Origin of the sequence: Mycobacterium sp. UM_WGJ (genome assembly GCF_000455125.1) — a bacterium.
GTDB lineage: Bacteria > Actinomycetota > Actinomycetes > Mycobacteriales > Mycobacteriaceae > Mycobacterium.
Window position 1 is genome coordinate 26085 of record NZ_AUWR01000027.1, and the last position, 21723, is coordinate 47807.

Annotated in this window: 22 protein-coding genes and 1 riboswitch; of the genes, 16 read left to right on the forward strand and 6 right to left on the reverse strand. The window is 69.7% G+C overall.

Features of this window, described 5'->3' with window-relative positions:
* Positions 1-93: 93 nt before the first annotated feature.
* From N416_RS0109865 to N416_RS0109885, 5 genes are read left to right on the forward strand one after another with little or no spacing between them, the layout of a single operon-like run.
* A complete protein-coding gene (locus tag N416_RS0109865) occupies positions 94-1341 on the forward strand; it encodes a CdaR family transcriptional regulator (RefSeq protein ID WP_024441943.1) in 1248 nt (415 codons plus the stop codon).
* A gap of 51 nt (positions 1342-1392) precedes the next feature.
* Positions 1393-2802 carry a sugar porter family MFS transporter gene (locus tag N416_RS0109870; RefSeq protein WP_369797592.1) on the forward strand — a complete coding sequence of 470 codons (1410 nt, stop codon included), beginning with the start codon at positions 1393-1395 and terminating at the stop codon, positions 2800-2802.
* Entirely contained in the window at positions 2799-3923 is a 1125-nt protein-coding gene (gene nagA, locus N416_RS0109875; protein ID WP_024441945.1) for an N-acetylglucosamine-6-phosphate deacetylase, read from the forward strand. Before N416_RS0109870 ends, nagA begins: the two co-directional genes overlap by 4 nt.
* 9 nt (positions 3924-3932) lie before the next feature.
* Positions 3933-4220 carry a GNAT family N-acetyltransferase gene (locus N416_RS0109880; protein WP_024441946.1) on the forward strand — a complete coding sequence of 96 codons (288 nt, stop codon included), beginning with the start codon at positions 3933-3935 and terminating at the stop codon, positions 4218-4220.
* Between the two features lie 2 nt (positions 4221-4222).
* Positions 4223-4678 carry a carboxymuconolactone decarboxylase family protein gene (locus tag N416_RS0109885; RefSeq protein ID WP_024441947.1) on the forward strand — a complete coding sequence of 152 codons (456 nt, stop codon included), beginning with the start codon at positions 4223-4225 and terminating at the stop codon, positions 4676-4678.
* 18 nt (positions 4679-4696) lie between these two features.
* Here the strand turns inward: N416_RS0109885 and yhjD are convergent, their stop codons facing one another.
* The gene (yhjD, locus tag N416_RS0109890; protein WP_046300235.1) at positions 4697-5602 is read right to left on the reverse strand and encodes an inner membrane protein YhjD; all 906 of its coding nucleotides are present in this window, start codon (positions 5600-5602) and stop codon (positions 4697-4699) included.
* Positions 5599-6618 (reverse strand): tryptophan--tRNA ligase, encoded by a 1020-nt coding sequence (gene trpS, locus N416_RS0109895; protein ID WP_024441949.1) that lies wholly within the window; start codon positions 6616-6618, stop codon positions 5599-5601. The genes yhjD and trpS overlap by 4 nt, the downstream gene beginning before the upstream one ends.
* A 78-nt stretch (positions 6619-6696) precedes the next feature.
* Here trpS and N416_RS0109900 point away from each other — a divergent pair, with 78 nt between their 5' ends.
* The 6 genes from N416_RS0109900 (at position 6697) to cobM (ending at position 11974) form a co-directional block, all read left to right on the forward strand.
* Positions 6697-7362: a TetR/AcrR family transcriptional regulator gene (locus N416_RS0109900; protein ID WP_024441950.1), complete on the forward strand. Its 666-nt coding sequence runs from the start codon at positions 6697-6699 to the stop codon at positions 7360-7362.
* The gene (locus tag N416_RS0109905; protein ID WP_024441951.1) at positions 7359-8021 is read left to right on the forward strand and encodes an enoyl-CoA hydratase-related protein; all 663 of its coding nucleotides are present in this window, start codon (positions 7359-7361) and stop codon (positions 8019-8021) included. Before N416_RS0109900 ends, N416_RS0109905 begins: the two co-directional genes overlap by 4 nt.
* Before the next feature lie 173 nt (positions 8022-8194).
* Positions 8195-9037 (forward strand): nitrite reductase, encoded by an 843-nt coding sequence (locus tag N416_RS0109910; RefSeq protein ID WP_036457617.1) that lies wholly within the window; start codon positions 8195-8197, stop codon positions 9035-9037.
* Positions 9038-9045: 8 nt separating this feature from the next.
* Complete coding sequence (locus N416_RS0109915; RefSeq protein WP_196805122.1) at positions 9046-9699, forward strand: precorrin-8X methylmutase; 654 nt, start codon at positions 9046-9048, stop codon at positions 9697-9699.
* The gene (cobJ, locus tag N416_RS0109920) at positions 9696-11216 is read left to right on the forward strand and encodes a precorrin-3B C(17)-methyltransferase (protein WP_024441954.1); all 1521 of its coding nucleotides are present in this window, start codon (positions 9696-9698) and stop codon (positions 11214-11216) included. Before N416_RS0109915 ends, cobJ begins: the two co-directional genes overlap by 4 nt.
* Positions 11204-11974, forward strand: a complete 771-nt coding sequence (gene cobM, locus N416_RS0109925; protein WP_024441955.1) for a precorrin-4 C(11)-methyltransferase — start codon at positions 11204-11206, stop codon at positions 11972-11974. Before cobJ ends, cobM begins: the two co-directional genes overlap by 13 nt.
* On the opposite strand, the gene N416_RS0109930 is transcribed toward cobM, so the two are convergent.
* Both N416_RS0109930 and N416_RS0109935 read right to left on the reverse strand, forming a co-directional pair.
* Complete coding sequence (locus N416_RS0109930; protein WP_024441956.1) at positions 11960-13177, reverse strand: bifunctional cobalt-precorrin-7 (C(5))-methyltransferase/cobalt-precorrin-6B (C(15))-methyltransferase; 1218 nt, start codon at positions 13175-13177, stop codon at positions 11960-11962. The two genes, cobM and N416_RS0109930, sit on opposite strands and share 15 nt — an antisense overlap.
* Before the next feature lie 14 nt (positions 13178-13191).
* Positions 13192-13989 (reverse strand): dienelactone hydrolase family protein, encoded by a 798-nt coding sequence (locus N416_RS0109935; protein ID WP_024441957.1) that lies wholly within the window; start codon positions 13987-13989, stop codon positions 13192-13194.
* 23 nt (positions 13990-14012) lie between these two features.
* Positions 14013-14162, forward strand: a riboswitch (cobalamin riboswitch).
* Positions 14163-14189: 27 nt separating this feature from the next.
* Between N416_RS0109935 and N416_RS0109940 the strand changes: the two genes are divergently transcribed.
* Genes N416_RS0109940 through N416_RS0109960 form a run of 5 tightly spaced genes read left to right on the forward strand, consistent with a single transcriptional unit; the run spans position 14190 to position 20536 of the window.
* A complete protein-coding gene (locus N416_RS0109940; RefSeq protein WP_024441958.1) occupies positions 14190-16184 on the forward strand; it encodes a magnesium chelatase subunit D family protein in 1995 nt (664 codons plus the stop codon).
* Positions 16184-16798, forward strand: a complete 615-nt coding sequence (cobO, locus tag N416_RS0109945) for a cob(I)yrinic acid a,c-diamide adenosyltransferase (RefSeq protein WP_024441959.1) — start codon at positions 16184-16186, stop codon at positions 16796-16798. Before N416_RS0109940 ends, cobO begins: the two co-directional genes overlap by 1 nt.
* A gap of 6 nt (positions 16799-16804) precedes the next feature.
* Positions 16805-19168 carry a cobyrinate a,c-diamide synthase gene (locus N416_RS0109950; RefSeq protein ID WP_231384121.1) on the forward strand — a complete coding sequence of 788 codons (2364 nt, stop codon included), beginning with the start codon at positions 16805-16807 and terminating at the stop codon, positions 19166-19168.
* A complete protein-coding gene (gene cbiB, locus N416_RS0109955; RefSeq protein WP_024441961.1) occupies positions 19165-20088 on the forward strand; it encodes an adenosylcobinamide-phosphate synthase CbiB in 924 nt (307 codons plus the stop codon). The genes N416_RS0109950 and cbiB overlap by 4 nt, the downstream gene beginning before the upstream one ends.
* 10 nt (positions 20089-20098) lie before the next feature.
* Positions 20099-20536, forward strand: coding sequence for a GNAT family N-acetyltransferase (locus N416_RS0109960; RefSeq protein ID WP_024441962.1), 438 nt, complete (start codon positions 20099-20101; stop codon positions 20534-20536).
* A gap of 379 nt (positions 20537-20915) precedes the next feature.
* Here the strand turns inward: N416_RS0109960 and N416_RS0109970 are convergent, their stop codons facing one another.
* Both N416_RS0109970 and N416_RS0109975 read right to left on the reverse strand, forming a co-directional pair.
* Positions 20916-21341 (reverse strand): nitroreductase family deazaflavin-dependent oxidoreductase, encoded by a 426-nt coding sequence (locus N416_RS0109970; protein ID WP_024441963.1) that lies wholly within the window; start codon positions 21339-21341, stop codon positions 20916-20918.
* A 14-nt stretch (positions 21342-21355) separates the two neighbouring features.
* A complete protein-coding gene (locus N416_RS0109975; RefSeq protein WP_024441964.1) occupies positions 21356-21646 on the reverse strand; it encodes an antibiotic biosynthesis monooxygenase in 291 nt (96 codons plus the stop codon).
* Between the last annotated feature and the right edge of the window lie 77 nt (positions 21647-21723).

The following is a 21723-nucleotide window of genomic DNA, read 5'->3' on the forward strand; positions in this document are numbered from 1 at the left end:
GGCGTGGTTCACGTTAAAGTCGCAACGCCCGGGCGCGGTATGTCCGTTCGCTCAGATCTTTTGCGGATATGTGTGCGATGGCACACTCATCGCATGGATGCCCCGCCGCCGCCCTCCGACGTCGTCGCGCTGATGGGCGACGTGGCCGAACTGATGCTGACCGAAATCGATGACCTGGTCGCCGAGATGGACGCCGCCGAGATCGAACTGTCGCCGTTCCTGGGCGCCGACGCGGCGCTGACCGCGGAGATGTCGGCGAGCAACCGCGCCAATCTCGCCCGGGTGATGACCATGTTCGCCCGCCGCGACGACCGGCCCGCCTCCTTCGACGTTCCCCCCGAGGCCCTGGACGTCGCCCGCACCATTGCGCGGCGCGGCATCGGCCTCGACGTGCTATTCCAGTCCTACCGCCGCGGCCAGAACGTCGGCTGGCAGCGCTATATGGCGCACGCCGCCCAGATCGTGCCGCCGGGTCCGCTGCTCATCCAGCTACTGAACGCCTCTTCGCAACGCATGTTCGAGTACGTCGACCACGTGGTCAGCCAGGTCATCGCCGAGGCCCAGCGGGAACGCGAGGAGGTGCTCGGAGGTGCGCTGGCGCGCCGCGCAGAGACCATCCGGCTGATCCTCGACGACGCCCCGATCGACAGCCGTCGGGCCAGCGGCCAGCTGGGCTACGAGTTGGGCCGGCACCACACCGCGCTGGTGCTGTGGGCTCCCCCGCTCGGCGAGATCCAGGGCGCGTTGGAATCGGCCGCCGGGGTGCTGGCGCAGGCCGCCGGTGCGCGGCGGCCCCTGACGTTGCCGGCCGGAACGTCCACGTTGTGGGCCTGGCTGGGCAGCGAGGCCGCCCCGGCGCTGGATGCACTGCGGGAGTCGATCAATCGCATCCATCCCACTATCCGCGTCGCGGTGGGCCCTGCCCGGCACGGAATCGGCGGCTTCCGCCGCACCCACACCGCGGCACTGGCTGTCCAGCGTGTGCTTGTCGCGCATCCTGCCGGGACCCGGGTCGGGCTCTACGACGAGCTGGAGGTCACCGAACTGGCGGCCCAGAACCTGGACCGCGCAGCCGAATTCGTGGCCACCACACTCGGTCCGTTGGCTGCCGATGACCCCAGCGCGGAGCGCCTGCGCGAGACGCTGCGAGTGTTCCTCGACGAGGCCGAGAACGCGCCGCGGGCCGCGGCCCGCCTCCATGCTCATCGGAACACGGTGCTGCAGCGAGTGGCGCGCGCCACCGAGCTGCTGGGTCACCCGCCCAGCACGCGGCGGCTGGCGGTCGAGCTCGCGCTCGAACTCGCCCACCAGATCGGCCCCCGGGTTCTCACCCGAGCCTGATCGGCTGGATTCATATCCCCTACGGTGAGCCAGATGGGCCGATTCGCCGAACTGCGCCGCTCCTCGCCGCTGGCGCTGCTGGTGGGAGTGGCCGCCGCCAGTGTCGGCGTCATCTACGGCTACGACCTGTCCAACATCGCCGGCGCGCTGCTGTTCATCGAGCGTGACTTCGGGCTGACCGATACCCAACAGGAGATGATCGCCACCGCGACGGTGATCGGCGAGATCGCCGGCGCCATGGCCGGCGGGTGGCTGGCCAACGCGATCGGCCGGAAACGCTCGATGGTGTCGGTGGCGCTGGGCTACGCGGTATTCGCGGTGCTGGGGGCGGCGGCGACGTCGGTGTCGACGCTGACCGTGGCGCGGCTGCTGCTGGGCATCACCATCGGCGTATCGGTAGTGGTGGTTCCGGTGTTCGTGGCCGAGTCCGCGCCGGCTCACGCCCGGGGCGCACTGCTGGTCACCTACGGGGTGGCCACGGTGATCGGGATCATCGCCGGCTATCTGTTCGCCTACCTGCTGGCCGGCACCGGCAATTGGCGGGCGATGCTGGGTCTGGCCGCGGTCCCGGCGGTGCTGGTTGCTCTGCTGCTGGCACGCGTCCCCGACACCGCGCGCTGGTATCTGCTCAAGGGCCGCGTCGACGATGCGGAACGCACCCTGCGGCGGATCGAGCCCGGCGCCGACGCGCAGCGCGAGCTGGCCGAGATCGGCCGCACCCTGACCGAGGAGCAGGCCGGCGGAGTCGGCGTGCTGCGCGAGATGCTGCGGCCGCCTTACCTGCGGGCGACGCTGTTCGTGGTGACACTGGGCTTCTTCATCCAGATCACCGGGATCAACGCGATCGTCTACTACAGCCCCCGACTGTTCGAGAAGATGGGCTTCGAAGGCGATTTCGCGTTGCTGGTTCTGCCGGCACTGGTGCAGGTCGCCGCCCTGGCCGCAATGGTCGTCTCACTGGTGATCATCGACCGCGTCGGCCGGCGGCCGATCCTGCTGTCGGGGATCGCCGCGATGGTCGCGGCCAACCTGCTGCTGGTTGCGGTGTTCGCCGCCGGCGAGACGTTCGGTGACGCCCTGGCGGCGGTCAAGTTCGGTGGGGTGCTGCTGTTCACCGTCGGCTATACCTTCGGGTTCGGCTCTCTGGTGTGGGTGTACGCCGGCGAGAGCCTGCCGGCCAGGATGAGAGCCATGGGGTCCTCGGCGATGCTGACCTCCGACCTGGTGGCCAATGCGATCGTCGCCGCGGTGTTCCTGACCATGCTCACCTCGCTGGGCGGGGCCGGGACGTTCGCGGTGTTCGGTGTGCTGGCGGTGCTGAGCCTGGGCTTCGTATACCGCTACGCCCCCGAGACCAAGGGCCGCCAGTTGGAAGACATCCGGCACTTCTGGGAGAACGGCGGACGCTGGCCCTCCGAGGGCGGCGAAGCCCTGGTTGCTGACAGCGAGGCCTCGGCATGACCGTCATCGCCGCCGGCGCCGCCGTGATCGACGGTGCGGTGCTTCGGCCCGGCTGGGTGTCGGTGGCCGAGGGGCGCATTGCCGATTGCGGGGCTGGGCCGGCCCCGATTCGGCCAGAATATGACTTCCGTGACTGCGTACTGGTTCCCGGCTTCGTCGACATGCATTCCCACGGTGGCGCCGGCGTCTCCTACGCTGACGATCCGGACCACGCGACGGCCCTGCACGCTGCGCACGGCACCACCGGCGGCCTGGCCAGCTTGGTGACCGCGTCGCCGGAAACCCTCCTGGCGCAGGTGCACACACTGGCTGCCGCGGCCCGGCGCGGCGTGGTGGACGGCATCCACCTAGAGGGGCCGTGGCTGAGCCGGCTGCACTGCGGTGCACACGACAGCGGTCAGCTGCGTGCGCCCTCTGATACCGAGGTCGAGGCGCTGCTGGTTGCCGGCGGTGGCACGATCCGAATGGTGACGCTGGCCCCCGAGCTGCCCGGTGCCATCGCGACCATCCGGCACTTGGTGGATGCGGGAATCGTTGTGGCCGTGGGACATACCGACGCGAGCTACGAACTGACGCAGAAGGCGATCGATGCCGGGGCGAGGGTCGGCACCCACCTGTTTAACGCGATGCGGGCATTGCATCATCGCCAGCCGGGGCCGGTCCCGGCGCTGCTGTCCGACCCCCGGGTGACCGTCGAGCTGATCGCCGACGGCGTGCACCTGCACCCGGGGGCGATCCGCCACGTGGTGGCCACCGCCGGCCCGGGCCGGGTCGCACTGGTCACCGATGCGATGGCCGCCGCCGGAGTCGGCGACGGCGCGTTCCGTCTCGGCGGGCTCGACGTCGACGTCGCCGACGGGGTGGCCCGGCTGCGCGGTACGGCGACGATCGCCGGCAGCACCGCCACCATGGACCGGTTGTTCGCGACCGCGGTACGACTGCTCGGGGCAGACGATGCGGCCCTGGCCGCCGCCGTGCGCATGACCTCGTCCACGCCGGCGCACGTCCTGGGACTGCACCGGGCCGGTGTTCTGGCAGCCGGGCGTGACGCCGACCTGGTTGTGCTGGATCGAGATTGGCGGGTCGCGCGGGTCATGCGGCGCGGCGCCTGGCTCGGATAGGCTGCAAAGATGAGCGAACCGACCGTCACCCACGACAACGGGCAGTACAAGATCACCGTCGACGGCGAACAGGCCGGGTTCGCCGACTACATCGAACGTGGCGATCAGCGGATCTTCCACCACACCGTGATCGACAAGGCGTTCGGCGGGCGCGGCCTGGCCAGCACGCTGATCGGCGCCGCCCTGACCGACACCCGTGCGGCCGGCAAACGCGTCGTACCGACCTGCTCGTTCGTCGAGGCCTACATCACCAAGCACCCGGAGTTCGCCGACCTCGTCGACCCGTCCGGCGACTGATCATGACGCGGATCGCCGTCAACAAGCAGTCCGCCTCGGTCTACCGGGCCTACCTGGACGCCGCAGCAGAGGTGCGGGCACGTGCCGAAGACGCCGGATTGCCGCCAACAGTCCTGGAACTGGTGAACCTGCGGGTTTCCCAGATCAATGGGTGCGCGTTCTGCCTGAACATGCACAGCAAGGCGCTGCTGGCCACCGGCGACACCGTGCAGCGGATCGCGGTGCTGCCGGCCTGGCGAGACACTCAGCTGTTCTCCGACACCGAACGGGCTGCCCTGGAGATCGCCGAGGCGGTCACGTGGATCTCCGAGGCGCACCTGGACGACGACGAGTACACGTTGCTGCGCGAGCACCTCACCGACGATCAGGTCTCGCTGCTGATCTGGTCGGCCATCACGATCAACTCGTTCAACCGGGTATCGATCATGAGCCGCTACCCGGTGCCGGCCGACACATAACTCTCCTAGGGTCGGGGCTCAGTCGACACGCAGGTTGTCCGCCGACGTCGCCGCCCATGCGGTGGCGAACAGAATGAGCCGAGCGGTGACATAGGCGAACACCAGCAGGCCCAGGACTGGTCCGAACACCGCCCCGGCCGGGCCGTTGATCACCGACTGCAGATACACCGAGCCGGCCTGCTTGAAAAGTTCGTAGCCGACGGCGGCGATAGCACCGGCCTCCATCGCGCTGTTGAAGCTCACCGATTCGCGGGGCAACCGGGCAATCATCCAGGTGAACAACAGCCACGACACCCCGGCGGCCATGGTCAATGACGCGACCCGCAGCAGGCCACCCAGCAGGGTGAAGTCAGGAACGCCCAGCCACCGCAGCACGCTTCGCATCAACTTCGGATCAGCCAGGGCGGTCAGCGCGACGGTGACCAGCATGGCACCGAACGCCCACGCCATCGCGAGCAGGTCCGAAAGCTTGGAAGAGACGAAACCCTGCTTGTCCGAACGGGTTTCCCACATCTCCGACAGCGCCTCGCGCAGGTTGGCCATCCAGGTCAACCCCACCCAGGCAGCGGTCGCCAGGCCGATCACACCGACGGAGGCTCGTGAGGAGATTGCGCTGTCCATCAGCGTGACGAGCTCGTTGCCGAACTCGCCGGGGATCGAATGCTTGATCCGGCGCTCGATCTCGTCGAGCACCTCGGGCCGGCGCGACAGCAGGAAGCCGCCGACGGAGAACCCGACCATGGCCAGCGGGAACAGCGCGAAGATGGTGTAGTAGCTCATCCCCGCGGCAAAGAAGTTGCCCTGGCGGTCGTCGTAGCGCTCTTGGGCGCGCACCACGTGATCGAACCAGCCGTAGCGCGACCGCAGCCGGTCGATGACGCCCGGCTTAGACCCGTTGGACTGGTCGGTCACGGCTTTGCTCATGCCTGCGCTGGAAGCAATCCCACCCGGTCGTACACCCGCGCGAGCGTGGCAGCGGCCGCCTCGCGGGCCCGGCTCGCACCGGCGGCCAGCACCGCCTCCAGCTCGGCCGGGTCGGCGAGCAGCTCGTCCACCCGGGCCTTGATCGGGGTGACGAACTCGGCGACGGCCTCGGCGGTCTCCTTCTTCAGATCGCCGTAGCCGCGCCCCGCATAGCCGTTCACCAGGGACTCGACATCCGTACCGGTGACCGCGGCCTGAATGGTCAGCAGATTCGAGATGCCCGGCTTGGTGTCCGGCTCGTAGCGGATCTCGCGCTCGGAGTCGGTGACCGCCGAGCGGATCTTCTTGGCGCTTTTCGCCGGGTCGTCGAGCAGGCTGATCAGGCCGGCGTCGGTGGCCGCCGACTTGCTCATCTTGGCGGTCGGGTCCTGCAGGTCATAGATCTTGGCGGTGGCCTTCGGGATCATCGGCTCGGGGACGACGAAGGTCTCCGGGAAGCGCGCGTTGATGCGCTGCGCGAGGTCGCGCGCCAGCTCCAGGTGCTGGCGCTGGTCTTCCCCGACCGGGACCACCGCGGTGTCGTAGAGCAGCACGTCGGCGGCCATCAGCACCGGATAGGTGAACAGACCGACGGTGGTGGAGTCGGCCCCCTGCTTCTGCGACTTGTCTTTGAACTGCGTCATCCGCGACGCCTGGCCGAAACCGGTGAAACAGCCGAGCAGCCAGGCGAGTTCGGCGTGGGCCGGCACATGGCTCTGCACGAACACCGTGCTGCGGGCCGGGTCGATCCCCAGCGCGAGGTACTGGGCGGCGGTCACCAGCGTGCGGCGGCGCAGCGTCGCCGGGTCCTGCGGCACGGTGATCGCGTGCAGGTCGACGACGCAGAAGAACGCCTCGTGATCGTCCTGCAGGCTGGTCCACTGCGCGACCGCGCCGAGGGCGTTTCCGAGGTGAAGCGAGTCGGAGGTCGGCTGGGCGCCGGAGAATACGACGGGACGGGTTGCGGGAGTGCTCATGATGGTCCGATCCTGTCACGCCAGCGTCCGAGTGACCGCACCTGGTAACAGAGCGCTTGCTCTGTTACGGTGACGGCCATGCCCCGCCCGCGCGTGCACGACCACGAGCAGGTGCTCGACGCCGTCGAGACGCTTGCCGCCCGGTCCGGCCCGGCCGCGGTGACCATTCGCGCGATCGGGGAGGCCACCGGCGCCTCCAACGGAGCGGTCTACCACGGGTTCGGCTCGCGGGCCGGGCTGGTTGCCGCCGCCTGGCTGCGGGCCGCCCGGCGCTTTCTGGCGGTGCAGGGCGACCTGGTGGACGCGGTCACCGACCCAGTCGAGGCCGTGGTTGCCGCCGCCGACGCTCCGGTGGCGTTCGCGCAGCGTCATCCCGACGCCTGCAAGCTACTGTTCGCGATCCAGCGCAACCAGATGCCCGACGACGACCTGTCTCCGGAACTGGCCGAGCAGCTCCGCGGCACCGATGCCGAGCTGGTCGGCCTACTCATTCGGCTTGCGGACGGCCTGTGGCACCGCCGCGACGCCGCCGCCGTCGACACCATCACCACCTGCGTCGTCGATCTACCCACCGCGATCGTGCTCAGCCGGAATCGGTTGGGCAGCGCACGCGCCCACGCCCACCTGCGCGCGGCGGTCCGCGCCGTGCTGTCGGTCGGGCCACCCCTGGCGGTTCAGCGAGGCTCGACGGAGGAGAGCCGAAGCTGGGACCGCCGCATGAATCAGAAAGGATCCACCCCATGAACCTGACCTATGACGACACGATCGCCGTGCTGGACCTCGGCGCGGACGAGAACCGGTTCTCCCCCGACTTTCTCGACGAGATCAACGGGGTGCTCGACGACGTGCTGGCCGCCAACGCCGAGGGCAAGGCGCAGGGCCTGGTGACCACCGCGGGCGGCAAGTTCTACACCAACGGCTTGGACCTGGACTGGCTGATGGCCAACGGCGACCGCACCGACTGGTACGTCGGCCGGGTGCATGCACTGCTCGCGCGGGTGCTGACCTTGCCGATCCCCACCGCGGCGGCCGTCGTCGGCCACGCCTTCGGGGCCGGCGCGATGCTGGCACTGGCCCACGACTTCCGGGTGATGCGCGCCGACCGCGGCTTCTTCTGCCTGCCCGAGGTCGACATCCGGATTCCGTTCACGTCGGGGATGGCGGCGCTGATCCAGGCCAAGCTCACCCCGCAGGCCCAGGTGGCGTCGATGACCACCGGCCGCCGGTTCGGCGGGGTGGACGCCGCGACCTTCGGCATCGTGGACAGCACCGCCGCCGAGGGCGCGGTGACTCCGGCCGCGACCGAGTTTCTGCGGCCGCTGGCCGGCAAGGATTCGGGAACTCTGGGCGCGATCAAGGACACCATGTTCGGCCCGGCGGTGGCGGCGCTGACGACGGGCTGATCCCACGAGTCCCACCCGTCACCGGAGTGCGGCGGCATGTCTATTGCCCGCCTTTGAGCGACAATTCAGTCCGTGCACGCCAAACCCGCAACCGACACGGCTGACTTAACGGGTGTTGTCGCGCAAAGGCGGGCAACACTTCCATGGGCTCCCCCACGTGGCGGGTGTGACCGATGAGGACGAGGGCCGACCGATGCCCAGGCGTGCTACGCCCCTGGGTGGCCGACGACGGACTGCTGGTGCGGCTACGCCTGGTCGGGGGCCGGCTGCCAGCCGCCTCACTGGCCCGGCTGCTGCAGGTCAGCGCCGAGTTCGCCGACGGTTCGGTCTACCTGACCAAGCGGGCCAATCTGCAGCTGCGCGGGTTGGCCGACCACGCCGGTGCGCTGGCCCCCGACGCGGTGGCCGCCGTGGAGTCGACCGGGCTGTTGCCGTCGCCCAGTCACGAGCTGGTCCGCAACATCCTGGTCTCGCCGCAGACCGGCCATGCCGGCGGGCGGGCGGACCTGCGCCCGGTGGCGACTGGGCTGGACGCGCTGCTGTGTGCCGATCCGCGACTCGCCCGGCTGCCCGGTCGCTTCCTGTTCGTGCTCGATGACGGCCGCGGCGACCTGATCGATCGGCAAAGCGACGCGGGCCTGGTGGCGCTCAGTGCCACCGAGGCCCAGCTGCGAGTCGGTGACGACTGGGGTGCGGTGATCGGTCTCGACGACGCCGCCGCCCGGCTCGCCGAGCTGGCGGCGGCATTCCAGGAAGCGCGCGGCGAGCAGCCGGACGCGCCGTGGCATGTCCGCGAACTCGGTCGGCCGCTGCAACCCGCCCTCGCCGCCGACCCGCGCGTCCCGGCCCCGTCGGGTCCGTTACCGTTTGGCAGCGTGCTCGGCGGCACCCACGTGCACGTCCCCGACGGCGTGCTCACGCCGGACCAGGGGCGATCGCTGGCAGAGCACATCGAGCTCGTGGTGACGCCGTGGCAGGGTGTCTTCATCCCCCAAGCCCAGGAGGCGAACCCGTGAGCAGGCCCATGCGCCCGTCTCGGCATTACGACTACATTGCCGACGGTCCGGCCATCTACGTCGAATCGTTCGCGACGATCCGCCGCGAGTCCGACCTGTCCCACATCCCGGCGGCCGCCGAGCGGCTCGCGGTGCGCATGATCCACGGCGCCGGGCAGACCGACGTCGCCAAGGACTTGCTGATCCACCCGGACGCGGTGCCGGCCGGGCGGGCCGCACTCGACGGCGGCGCGCCGATCCTCTGCGATGCCCGGATGGTGGCGGTCGGCGTGACCGCCGGGCGGCTGCCCGCCGGCAACGAGGTGCGCTGTTACCTGCGCGACGAGCGGGTCCCGGATCTGGCGAAGGAATGGGGAACCACCCGTTCGGCGGCGGCCGTCTCGTTGTGGGAACCCGAGCTGGCCGGCGCCGTCGTGGCGATCGGCAACGCGCCGACCGCACTGTTCCACCTGCTGGAGACGATCATCGACGGCGGGCCGCGCCCGGCGGTGATCGTCGGTTGCCCGGTGGGGTTCATCGGCGCCGCGGAGTCCAAGGAGGCGTTGGCCACGCTGCACCGCGACCACGGCATCGACATCCCGTTCGTGACGGTGCGCGGCCGGCGCGGCGGGTCGGCAATCACCTCGTCGGCGTTGAACGCACTCGCCTCGGATGCCGAATGACCGGCAAGTTCTACGGGGTGGGCCTAGGACCCGGTGACCCTGAGCTGATCACCCGCAAAGCGGCCCGGATCATCGCCGATGCCGACGTGGTGGCCTACCACGCCGGGGTCAACAAGTCGTCGTATGCGCGCACCATCGCCGCCGACCTGATCCGGCCCGAAGTCCGCGAGGAAGAGCTGCGCTACCCGGTCACCACCGGCGTTACCGATCACCCCGGCGGCTACGCCGGAGCGCTCGCCGACTTCTACGAAGCGTCGGCATCGAGGCTGGCCGCCCACCTGGATGCCGGTCGCACGGTGGCGCTGCTGACCGAGGGCGATCCGCTGTTCTACGGCTCGTTCATGTACATGCACGACCGGCTGGCGATGCGCTTCGACACCGAGATCATCCCCGGTGTGCCGGCGTTCAGCGCCGCTACCGCCGCGCTCGGGATGCCGCTGGTGCGCCAGACCGACGTGCTGACCGTGCTGCCGGGAACGCTGCCGGAGCACGAACTGGCGATGCGACTGGCCGACACCGACGGCGCCATCATCATGAAGCTGGGCCGCACCTTCCCGGCCGTGCGCCGCGCCCTGGTAGCGGCGGGCCGCCTCGAGCACGCCTACTACGTCGAGCGGGCCAGCCATCCGCAACAGCGCTGGCTGCGGGTCGCCGATGTCGAGGAGGCGAGCGTCCCCTACCTGTCGCTGATCGTGGTGGACGGGGACTCCCGCAACGGGCAGCGCTCACGGACGTCGACGGCCCCGGCGCCGGCGGTCGTTGAGCCGGTGCGCGCCGCAGCCGAGCTGCTGGTGATCGGGCTGGGACCGGGACCCGAGGGCTGGCTCACCCGCGAGGCCACCGAAGCGCTGGCCACCGTCGACCACGTGGTGGGCTACGGCCCCTACGTCGCGCGGGTTCCGCAGCGCGAGGGCTTGCAGCGGCACACCTCCGGCAACACCGTGGAGCTCGACCGGGCTCGGTTCGCGCTGGATCTGGCCGCCCGCGGCGAGAAGGTGGCGGTGGTCTCCGGCGGAGATGCCGGGGTTTTCGGGATGGCATCGGCGGTGTTCGAGGCGGCCTCGGAAACCGGTACGGATGTTCAGTATCAACACGTTTCGGTGCGGGTGCTGCCCGGAGTGTCGGCGGTGCAGGCGGTGGCCGCGGCGGCCGGCGCCCCGATCGGTGCCGACTTCGCGGTGCTGAGCCTGTCGGATCGGCTCAAGCCCTGGGCGGTGATCGAGTCGCGGCTGCGGGCGATCGCCGAAGCCGACCTGGTGCTGGCGATCTACAACCCGGCGTCACGTGCCCGGCCCGACCAGATCGCGATCGCACGCAAAGTGCTACTGGAACACCGGGATGCGCACACGGTGGTGGTCATCGGTCGCGACATCGGCCGGGCGACAGAGGAGCTCAGCGTGACCACCCTGGGCGAGCTGGACACCGACACCATCGATATGAAATGTCTTGTCCTAGTAGGGGCCTCGTCGACGCGGGTGACGGCGGGGCGGGTATGGACGCCGCGATGGGTGCGTTAGCGGTCCAGTTCGTCGGGGCCGGCCCGGGCGCGGCGGATCTGCTGACGGTGCGGGCGGCACGGCTGCTGGCCGACGCCGACGTGGTGCTCTACCCCGGCAGCTATCTGGACCCGCAGGTACTCGCGCACTGCTCGCGGGCGGCCGACCTTGTCGATACCGCCGATCTGGATCTGGATGCGATCACCGACCGACTGGTCACCGCGCATCGGGCGGGTCGCGCGGTGGTACGGCTGGTGTCCGGGGATCCGTCGCTGTACAGCGCGGTCTTCGAGCAGACCCGCCGTCTCGATGCCGCCAGAGTGCCGTGGGAGGTGACGCCCGGAGTGCCGGCGTACGCGGCGGCCGCAGCGGTGCTCGGCAGAGAGCTCACGGTGCCGCTGGTGACGCAGTCGGTGGTGTTGACCCGTACGCAAGTCGCCTCCACCGCCATGCCGCAACGCGAAACGCTCTCCGCCTTCGCCGCCACGCAAGCGACGCTGGTGTTGCATCTGGCGATCACCCGCGTCCGAGCGCTGATGGCCGAACTGGCGCCCGAGTACGGCGGCCAATGCCCCGTCGCAGTGGTCTATCGCGCGACACAGCCCGAGGAACTGGTGCTGCGCGGAACGATCACCGACATCGCCGACGCGGTCGAAGAGGCCGGGTTGCGGTCAGCCGCGGTCATCCTGGTCGGCCGGGCGGTAGCCGACCTGCCCGATCCGTGCGGCGGGGAGAGCCATCTCTATGACCCGGCACGCGACCGCTCAGGGCCGGACTAGCGCCCACTGGGTGATCGCCCGGCCCGGTGTCCAGCCGGTGAAGGAGCCCAGCGGTGCGGCGTGCTCGACCTGGATGCGGGTCAGCTCGCCGCCATGTTCGCGGTAGGCCGCCGCCAGCAGCGCCTCGGCCTGCAGCGTGACCCCGTGGGCGACCACCCGGCCGCCCGGCGCCAGCGCTGCCAGACAGGCCGCCAGCACCCCGTCCCGGCTCAGCCCGCCGCCGATGAACACCGCATCCGGGCCGGGCAGGTCCGCCAGCACCTGCGGTGCCGCGCCTTGGACCACCTGCAACCCGGGCACACCGAGGTTCCGAGCATTATCCGAGATACGTTGCACCCTAACGTCGTTCACCTCGACCGCGATAGCACGACAACTCGGATGCGAACGCATCCATTCGATGCCCACTGAACCGGCACCCGCACCGATGTCCCACAACAGCTGCCCGGGGACCGGGGCCAGTCGCGCCAACGCGGCGGCCCGTAGGTCACGTTTGGTGAGCTGCCCGTCATGGCGGTAGGCATCATCGGGCAGACCGGGCGCCCAGCCGGACATCAATGGACCGACCAGTTCCAGGGCGACGATATTGAGCCGCGGGGACGAACCGGTGAAGGTGGCGGCGGTGGTCTCCAACCTGGTTTCAGCCGCTGCGCCGAGGTCGCCGAGCACCACCATCCGGCTCGCTCCGTAGCCGCGCTCGGTCAGCAAGGCGGCCAGCTGCCCCGGGGTGGTCTCATCGGATGACAGCACCAGCACCCGCCGGCCAGGCGCCAGCTCCCGCAGCACCGCGTGCACGTCACGGCCGACCACGCTGACCACCGCGGTGGACTCCGCGGGCCAGCCCAGCCGGGCCCGGGCCAGCGTGACCGACGAAACCGCCGGCAGCACCCTCACCTGATCGGCACCGAACAGTCCGATCAGCGTGGTGCCGATACCGCTGAACAGCGGATCACCCGACGCCAGCGCCACGGTCCGCAGTCCCGCCAGCTCCTCGAACAGCGCGGGCAGCCCGGCGTGCAGCGGAGACGGCCACCGGTGCCGCTGCTGACCTTCGATCTGCGGTAACAGGTCCAGTTGACGCGGTGCGCCGATCACGGCGTCGGCCGCCAGCACCATGTCTCGGGCCGAGTCACCCAACCCGGTCCAGCCGTCGGCGCCGATGCCCACTACGGCGATGCGTTCGGCAGGGCTGGGCTGAGCTGGCACAGCGGCGATGGTAGCTAGGTCAATCGCTGCGTGAGGAATTCCACCACCCGCTTGCGCGCTTCGTAAGCGGGGTGGCCGTCGACCTCGCGGACCTGGTCGGTGAGCACCGAGTGCGCCATCCGGGACAGACCGTGCGGGTTGCCGGACGAGGAATCGATCTCGATCACCTCGAAAGCGTCCCCGAGCCGTGCTTTGAGCGTCGTGAAGCGGTCACCGGGGGCCATCTTGTCTTCGCTGAACCGCAGGCCCAGAGCGCACAGTCCGTCGTTGGCTGCCCGGTCGGCGACGACGCCCAACTCGACCTCCGAGAGCCCCGGGTCACGCCGCTGCTTCAGCGTCAGTGGAATCGGCACGGACGGTTGGCTGAGCACCGGCGCCAGCACGGCGTCGTCGACGGCCGCTGCCAGCGCGAAGCCTCCGGTGAAGCACTGGCCGATCACCCCGACACCCTTGCCGGGAGTCTTCTCGTTGAGGTCACGGGCCAGCGCCCGCAAGAACTGGGTGACCGGGCGCTGCTTGTCGGTGGCGAACGCGGCGAACTCCCGGGTCACGCAGGCCCGGGCGATCGTGGTCGCGGCGTAGCCGGGCGTGATCGCCTTGCCCGGCTCGCCGAACAGCGACGGAATCGCCACGGTGAAACCGTTGTCCACCAGGTGATTTCCCAGCGCCAGGACCCCGGGGTGAATCCCCGGGATCTCCGGGATCAGCACCACGCCGGGACCCTGCCCCTTGCGGTATACGTCGTGGGTGAAACCGCCGCCGGTAAACGGCTCGGCAACCCATCCGGTCAGGTCTGCTACAGGTGCACTCACTGGTCGTGTGCCCTTTCTCTCGGTCGGCGTCTGCGGCCCCGAGTGTTAGGGTATCGGCGCGAAGCGCCAGGGAAGTCGGTGTGAGTCCGACGCAGGCCCGCTACGGTGTTCCGCGGCGCATTCTCGGTGCGCCACGGTCAGTCCGAATACCGGCTTCGCGTCGCCAACACACAGGTGTTGGCCACACGAGCGGAGCCTCAATGCAACAGCTGTACCCGTTCCCCGCTGTCCTCGGCGGCGACCCGGACGCCCCGGGCGGCCTCGACGACATGGCGTTGGCGCTTGTCCTGAGCGCGATCTCCCCCGGCATCGGCGGCGTGCTCATCCGCGGCGAGAAGGGCACCGCCAAGTCGACGCTGGTTCGCGCGCTTGCCCAGGTGCTGCCGCCCATCGATGTGGTGGCCGGCGACCGGTTCTCTTCCGATCCCGCTGAGGCGAACCCGCTCTCCCCCGACGGTCCGTTCCCGAGCGACGCGACCGTCGAGACCCGACCGGTGCGCCTGGTGGAGCTGCCGGTCGGCGCCACCGAAGACCGGGTGGTGGGCTCCATCCATCTGGAGCGGGCGCTCACCGCCGGCACCGTCGACTTCGAACCCGGGCTGTTGGCACGCGCCAATCGCGGCATCCTCTACGTCGACGAGGTCAACCTGCTGGCCGACCACCTGGTGGATCTGCTGCTCGACGCGGCGGCAATGGGCCGGCTGACCGTGGAACGCGATTCAGTGTCGGTGACCCACGCCGCGCGGTTCGTGATCGTCGGGACGATGAATCCCGAGGAGGGCGAGTTGCGCCCGCAACTGCTGGACCGGTTCGGTCTGACCGTCGAGGTGTCTGCCCCGCGCGAACCGGCGTTGCGAGCCGAGGCGGTACGGCGGCGGCTGGCGTTCGACGCCGACCCGCAGGGTTTCGCCGCGAACTACGCCTCGGCAGAAGAGGGGCTGCGGGCCCGGATCCGTCAAGCCCAGGAACTGCTGCCCAAGGTGGCGCTGACCGACGCTGCGCTGGTCAAGATCGGCGAGATCTGCGCGGCGTTCGACGTCGATGGGCTGCGCGGCGACATCGTCTGTGCCCGCACCGCGGTAGCTCATGCGGCGTGGCAGGGGCGCGACGCGGTCAGTGTCGAGGACCTTCGGGTGGCCGCCCGGTTGGCCCTGCCGCATCGGCGTCGGCGCAAGCCGTTCGATGCCCCGGGCCTTGACGAGACCGAGCTCGACGAACTGCTGCCGCCGGAGGATTCCGGTCCCCAGCCCGACCCGGACGGTCCGGGACCCGACGGGCCCGATCCTGACGGTCCACCGGAAGGTGGTTCACCGCCGCCGGAACAACAATGCGGGCCTACACCGGCCGCGCACTCTGAGCCGGGTTCCACTTCGACGGTGGGCGCCGACTCCCCTTACCGGGCAAGGCTTTTCTCCGTCGACGGCCTGGGCGAAGGACGCGCCGGCCGGCGCAGCAGGGCCCGCACCAGCTCCGGACGCCGGGTAGGCGCCACCACCTCCGGCGACACCGGCGGGCTGCACCTGTTCGAGACGCTGCGTGCCGCTGCACCGCATCAGAGTGCCCGCGGCAGAATCGGCGGCCGGATGATCCTGAAGGTGAGAGATCTTCGCCGCGCCGTCCGGGAGGGCCAGGAAGCCAACCTGGTGCTGTTCGTGGTGGACACCTCCGGATCGATGGCCGCCATCGAACGGATGCGCCAAGTCAAGACCGCGATCTTGTCGTTGCTGCTGGACGCCTACCGTCGCCGGGACCGGGTGGCGGTGGTGACGTTCCGGGACACCACGGCGGAATTGGCGTTGCCCGCGACCGGCTCGGTGGAGATCGCCGCCGTCCGGCTCGACGAATTGCCCGCCGGTGGCCGCACCCCGTTGGCCGAGGGCCTGCTGCAGGCCGCCGAGGTGATCCGCCGGGAACGACTGCGTGAGCCGGCCTGCCGCCCGCTGCTGGTGGTCTTGACCGATGGCCGGGCCACCGCCGGCACGAGCCCGGTCGAGCGCTCCCTGATGGCCGCCGACCAGATTGCCGGGCAGGGATATTCGGCGGTCGTGGTGGATTGCGAGAACGGCCGGATGCGGCTCGGATTGGCCCGGACGCTGGCCGAGCATCTGCGGGCCGAGTACGTTCCGCTGCCGCAGGTGAGTGCCGAAGCACTGGCCGGAGTCGTCCGCGATGCCACCGGAAGGGGAGCCGCCTGATGCCGCAGGGACAACCGTTGACAGTGCCCGACGACAATCTGACCACCCGCCAGCGTCGCAACCGGCCGCTGCTGATGGTGCACACCGGCGACGGCAAGGGGAAGTCCACTGCCGCATTCGGATTGGCGTTGCGCGGCTGGAATCAGGGCTTCGACATCGGGGTCTTCCAGTTCGTGAAATCCGCGAAGTGGCGGGTCGGCGAACAGAGCGTGCTCGAGCGGCTGGGCGCACTGCACGCCGAGACGGGTGAGGGCGGCCCGGTGCAGTGGCACAAGATGGGCTCGGGATGGTCGTGGAGCCGCAAGGCCGGTGGCGTCGAGGATCACGCCGGCGACGCCGCCGAGGGCTGGGCCCAGATCAAGGAACGCCTGGCGGCACAGACCCACGACCTGTACATCCTCGACGAGTTCACCTACCCGATGGGTTGGGGCTGGGTGGATGTCGACGACGTGGTGGAGACCTTGGCCAACCGCCCGGGCCACCAGCACGTGGTCATCACCGGCCGGCGCGCCGATCCGCGGCTGATCGAAGTCGCCGACCTGGTCACCGAAATGACCAACATCAAGCACCCGATGGACGCCGGCCAGAAGGGCCAGCGCGGCATTGAGTGGTGAGGCATGGTGAGCGTGGTAGCCGTCTCCCTGCCCCGGCTGGTCATCGCCGCACCCGCATCCGGGCACGGCAAGACCACGGTGGCGGTCGGCGTGATGGCCGCGCTGTCCGCCCGCGGCCTGGGAGTCAGCGGGCACAAGGTTGGCCCGGACTACATCGATCCCGGCTATCACGCGCTGGCCACCGGCCGGCCGGCCCGCAACCTGGATCCGTATCTGGTCGGCGCCGACCGGATCGTGCCGTTGCTGCTGCACGGCGCCGCAGGCGCGGATGTCGCGGTGATCGAAGGCGTGATGGGGCTTTTCGACGGGCGCCTGGGCACCGACGGTGAGGCCTCCACCGCCCACATCGCGGCGTTGACGGCAACGCCGGTGGTATTGGTCGTCGACGTCTCGCATGCCTCCCGCACGCATGCGGCGGTGGTGGCGGGCCTGGCCGGCTTCGACCCGGCGGTGCGTATCGCCGGGGTGGTGCTCAACAAGGCCGGCAGCGCACGGCACGCGGAGGAAGTCGTTGCCGCATTGCGCCCCAGCGGTATTCCGGTGCTCGGAGTGTTGCCCCGCGACGCGGGTGTGCAGACACCGTCGCGGCATCTCGGACTGGTGCCGGCGGCCGAGCGCACCGAGTCCGCCGCCATGGCCGATCGACTTGCCGAGCTGATGGAGCAGTACGTGGATGTGGAAGCGCTGTTGGCGGTGGCGCGCCAGGCTCCGGAGTTGACCGGCAGCGCTTGGGACCCGGCTGCCGAAGTCAGCGCGGCGTCGGGGCGCCGGCCGGTGGTGGCTGTCGCCGCGGGGCGCGCATTCACGTTCGGCTATACCGAGACGTTCGAGCTGCTGCGCGCCGCCGGTTGCGAGGTGGCGAGCTTCGACCCGCTCACCGACACGTGCCTGCCGGCCGGTACCGCAGGGATCTACCTGGGCGGCGGGTTTCCGGAGGTCTACGCCGGGCAGTTGGGGGCCAACACTGCGCTGCTGGGTGCGCTGCGCTCAGCGATCACCGCAGGAGTGCCGACGGTCGCCGAGTGCGCCGGGCTGGCGTACCTGTGCCGTCGGGTGGGTGAGGACGCGGGCGTCGGCGCGCTGCCGGGCGATGCGGCGATGACTCCGCACCTGACGCTGGGCTACCGGGAAGCCACGGCAGCGGCCGACAATCTGTTGGCACGGGCGGGAGATCGGGTGACCGGGCACGAATTCCACCGCACCCAGGCTGTTTTCGACTACGCCGTCAGCGCGGCCTGGCAGCTTCCCAACGGCCCGGACGGCTTTGCCGCCAGCAGCCTGCATGCGTCCTACCTGCACACCCATTGGGCCGGATATCCCGGGCTGGCGCAGCGGTTCGCCGACGCGGTGCACCGTTTCGGCGGCCCGGATCTGCACCATCACGGCGATGTCGAGGCCGCGCCCGGCCTGCTCGATTTCGCGGTCAACGTCTATGCCGGGCCACGTCCGGACTGGCTCGAGCACGCACTGCATGCCTCCCTCGACGACGCCATGGCTTACCCCGAGACCTCAGCGGCCCGCGCCGCGTTGGCAGCCCGGCACGGTCGCACCCCCGCGGAGGTGCTGCCCACTGCAGGCGCGTCGGAGGCCTTCGACCTGGTGGCGCGCATGCGACCGTGGCGCTTTCCAGTAGTGGTGCATCCGCAGTACACCGGCCCGCATGCCGCGCTGACCGCCGCCGGTCGCACCGTCGGCACGGTGCTGTGCCGGGCAGACGACGGGTTCGCACTGCACCCGGATGCGGTGCCCACCGACGCCGACCTCGTCGTCGTCGGCAACCCGACCAATCCCACCGGGGTGTTGCACCCGGCGCAGACGCTGCGTCAGTTGCTGCGCCCAGGCCGGGTGGTGCTGGTCGATGAGGCATTCCTGGATGCGATCCCCGATGAGCCGGAAACCCTCTCCGGGGAGCGGAATTCGGGACTGCTGGTGAGCCGCAGCCTGACCAAGCACTGGTCGATCCCCGGGATTCGCGCCGGGTATCTGCTCGGCGATCCCGCACTGCTCGCCGAGGCGGCACGACTGCAGATCCCCTGGTCGGTGTCGGCGTCGGCGCTGGCCGCCATGCTGGCCTGCTCGGATGAGCGGGCGATGCGCGAAAGTTCGCGCCGAGCTGCGCAATTAGCTTCCTGGCGGGCGCACTTGGGTGAGGGACTCGCCGAGCGTGAGGTGCCTTTCGTCGCAGGTGTGGCTCCTTTCGTACTGGCCCAGGTCGGTCACGGCGTGCATAAGGCCTTGCGCGAGAACGGTGTTGCCGTGCGACGTGCCGACACCTTTCCAGGCCTGGATGACAGCTGGGTGCGGATCGCGGTCCGTCCCCCCGACCTGACCGATCGGCTGCTGGCCGCACTAGACCGGACGCGGCGGTGATCGCTGCCCGGGCGCTCGGACTGGCGCTCGGCTACGCCGCCGACCGCGCCTGGGGCGATCCGCGGCGGCTGCATCCGGTCGCCGGATTCGGGACGTGCGCGCTGGCGTTGGAGCGTCGGATCTACCGCGACGATCGGGCAAGCGGAGTCGCCCATGTTCTGGCACTGGTCGGAAGCGCGACCGGGTTGGCGTTTCTCGCCGAGCGATGGGCTCGGAATCCGATGGCGCGCATGGCACTGACCGCCCTCGCCACCTGGGCGGTGCTCGGCGGCCGATCCCTGGAACGCGAAGCCGAAGCCGTGCACGCCTTCCTGGCCGCCGGCGACCTGGAGTCAGCCCGGACCCGGGTGCGCAACCTGGTCGGTCGCGACACGACCGCGTTGGGTCCAGACGAGGTCGCGCGGGCCGTAGTCGAGTCGGTGGCGGAGAACACCTCCGACGCCGTGGTGGCGTCGTTCGTGTGGGGTGCGGTGGCAGGCGTTCCGGGACTGGTCGCGCACCGCACCGCCAACACGATGGATGCGATGATCGGGCACCGCAGCGCCCGCTACGAACGGTTCGGCTGGGCGGCAGCCCGTTTGGATGACGTGCTGGGATTGCCGGCCTCCCGATTGAGCGGTGTGCTGGCGAGTGCCCTGGGCCCTGATAGCGCCGGCGCGCTGCGGGCGTGGCACCGCGACGCCCGCCACCACCCCAGCCCCAACGCCGGGGTGGTCGAGGCCACCTTCGCTGGGGCGCTGGGACTGCAGCTCGGCGGGGTCAATACCTACTACGGAAATCGGCGTGAAGATCGCGCGCGGATGGGCTACGGTCGGGCGCCTGTGCCGTCCGACATTTTCCGGACGACGCGGCTGGCCCGGCGAGTGGGCGTGGGCGCGCTGATCACCGCGGTGACGTGGTGTCTGACCCGAGGCGGATGAGGAGGTAGCGGTGGCGGCCCTCGACGGTGTCGAGTTCTCGACCGATCCTGCGCGGGTGGATCGGGATTGGCTCTGGAATGAGCTGGTCGAGCACACCTACTGGGCGAAGTACCGCACCCGCGCCATGTTCGACCGTCAGCTCGACAGCGCATGGCGCATGGTGGGCGCCTACCGGGCCGACGACGGCGCGATGATCGGTTTCTGCCGGGCGGTCTCCGACGGTGCGGCCTTCGCGTACCTGGCGGACGTCTATGTCGCGCGCGATCAACGGGGCGGCGAGATCGGCAAGGGGTTGTTGCGGACGATGATCGACGAGGGCCCCGGTCGGGATTTCCGCTGGACGTTGCACACCGCTGACGCGCATGGCCTCTATGAGCAATTCGGCTTCGCTGCCCCGGACGCGACGTATATGGAGCGCCCCAGCCGGCTGGCGCATATCCGGGACTGATCACGACTTTTCGTCGGCGCCCAACGCTTCATCCACAGTTGGGATTTCACCGGTGCGGCTTATGGGGCTTTCGGTGGAGGCGGGCCAGCGGGAGAATGCCTAGCGTCAGCGCCATGCCTCCGCAATCCTGGGTGGCGTTGATCGTGGGCGGCCTGGCCACCGTCGGGGTCATCGTGACCTGGCAGCAGAGGAACCGCGCCGACCGGCGCAGCGAGTGGTAGCGGCGCACTGCCTGGGCTTTCGACAGGACATTCAGCGAGAACAACAGCCAGGCCGGTCTCGGCTGATCACTCCTGGCCGCCTTGATGCGGTCTGAACTTGTGACCGTCGATGCCGCGTACTCCGCGAGCTCGCCGAGTCCTGATCGCTGCCCTGCACGTCACGGCTCGCCTTTGATCAACTCGACCACCGGGATGACCCGCTGGGTGCGTTCGCGATAGGTGGCGAAACCCGGGTAGCGCTCGGCTTGGATCCCATAGAGCCGGTCGTGTTCGGCGCCGGTGATCTCGGTGGCCGTGACCGCGAAAGTGTCGGTGCCGAGTTCGACGGTCGCCGAAGGGTTCGCCCGCAGGTTATGGTACCAGCTCGGATGGTTGTCCTTGCCCTCGTTGGACGCGAACACGATGATCCGGTCGCCCTCCGGGAGATACATCATCGGGCTGGTGCGCTGCTGCCCGGATTTGGCCCCGGTGGTGGTCAGCAGCAGGACCGGGGCCCCTTCGAACGGTCCGCCCAGTTTTCCGCCGCTGCTGCGAAACTCCGCGATGTTACGGGCGTTGAATTCCAGGGTGCGCGCTGTGTCCACGGACGACCATCTCCTTAGTCGATATCCACGAAGTGCTCGATCACCGGCGGTGACTCGTAGAAACCGTGCAACAACGCACGCCACTGTTCGAATTCCGGCGACTTCCGGAACCCCTCGGTGTGCGCCTCAATGTTCTCCCACTGCACCAGCAACAGGTAGAGGTTCGGCGACTCGACCGACCGGGACATCGAAATCCCGAGGAATCCGGGCTGGGCGGCGATCAACGGCCGCGCCTTGGCGAAGGCCGCTTCGAAATCGGCTTCGCTGCCTGGCCGGATGGGCAGTACTCCATGTTCCACAATCACGCCTGTCAGTCTGCCCGACGGCGGGTGGCGAGGATTACCGCCTAAAGACTCTTGTCTGTTACCGAATGACACAGATA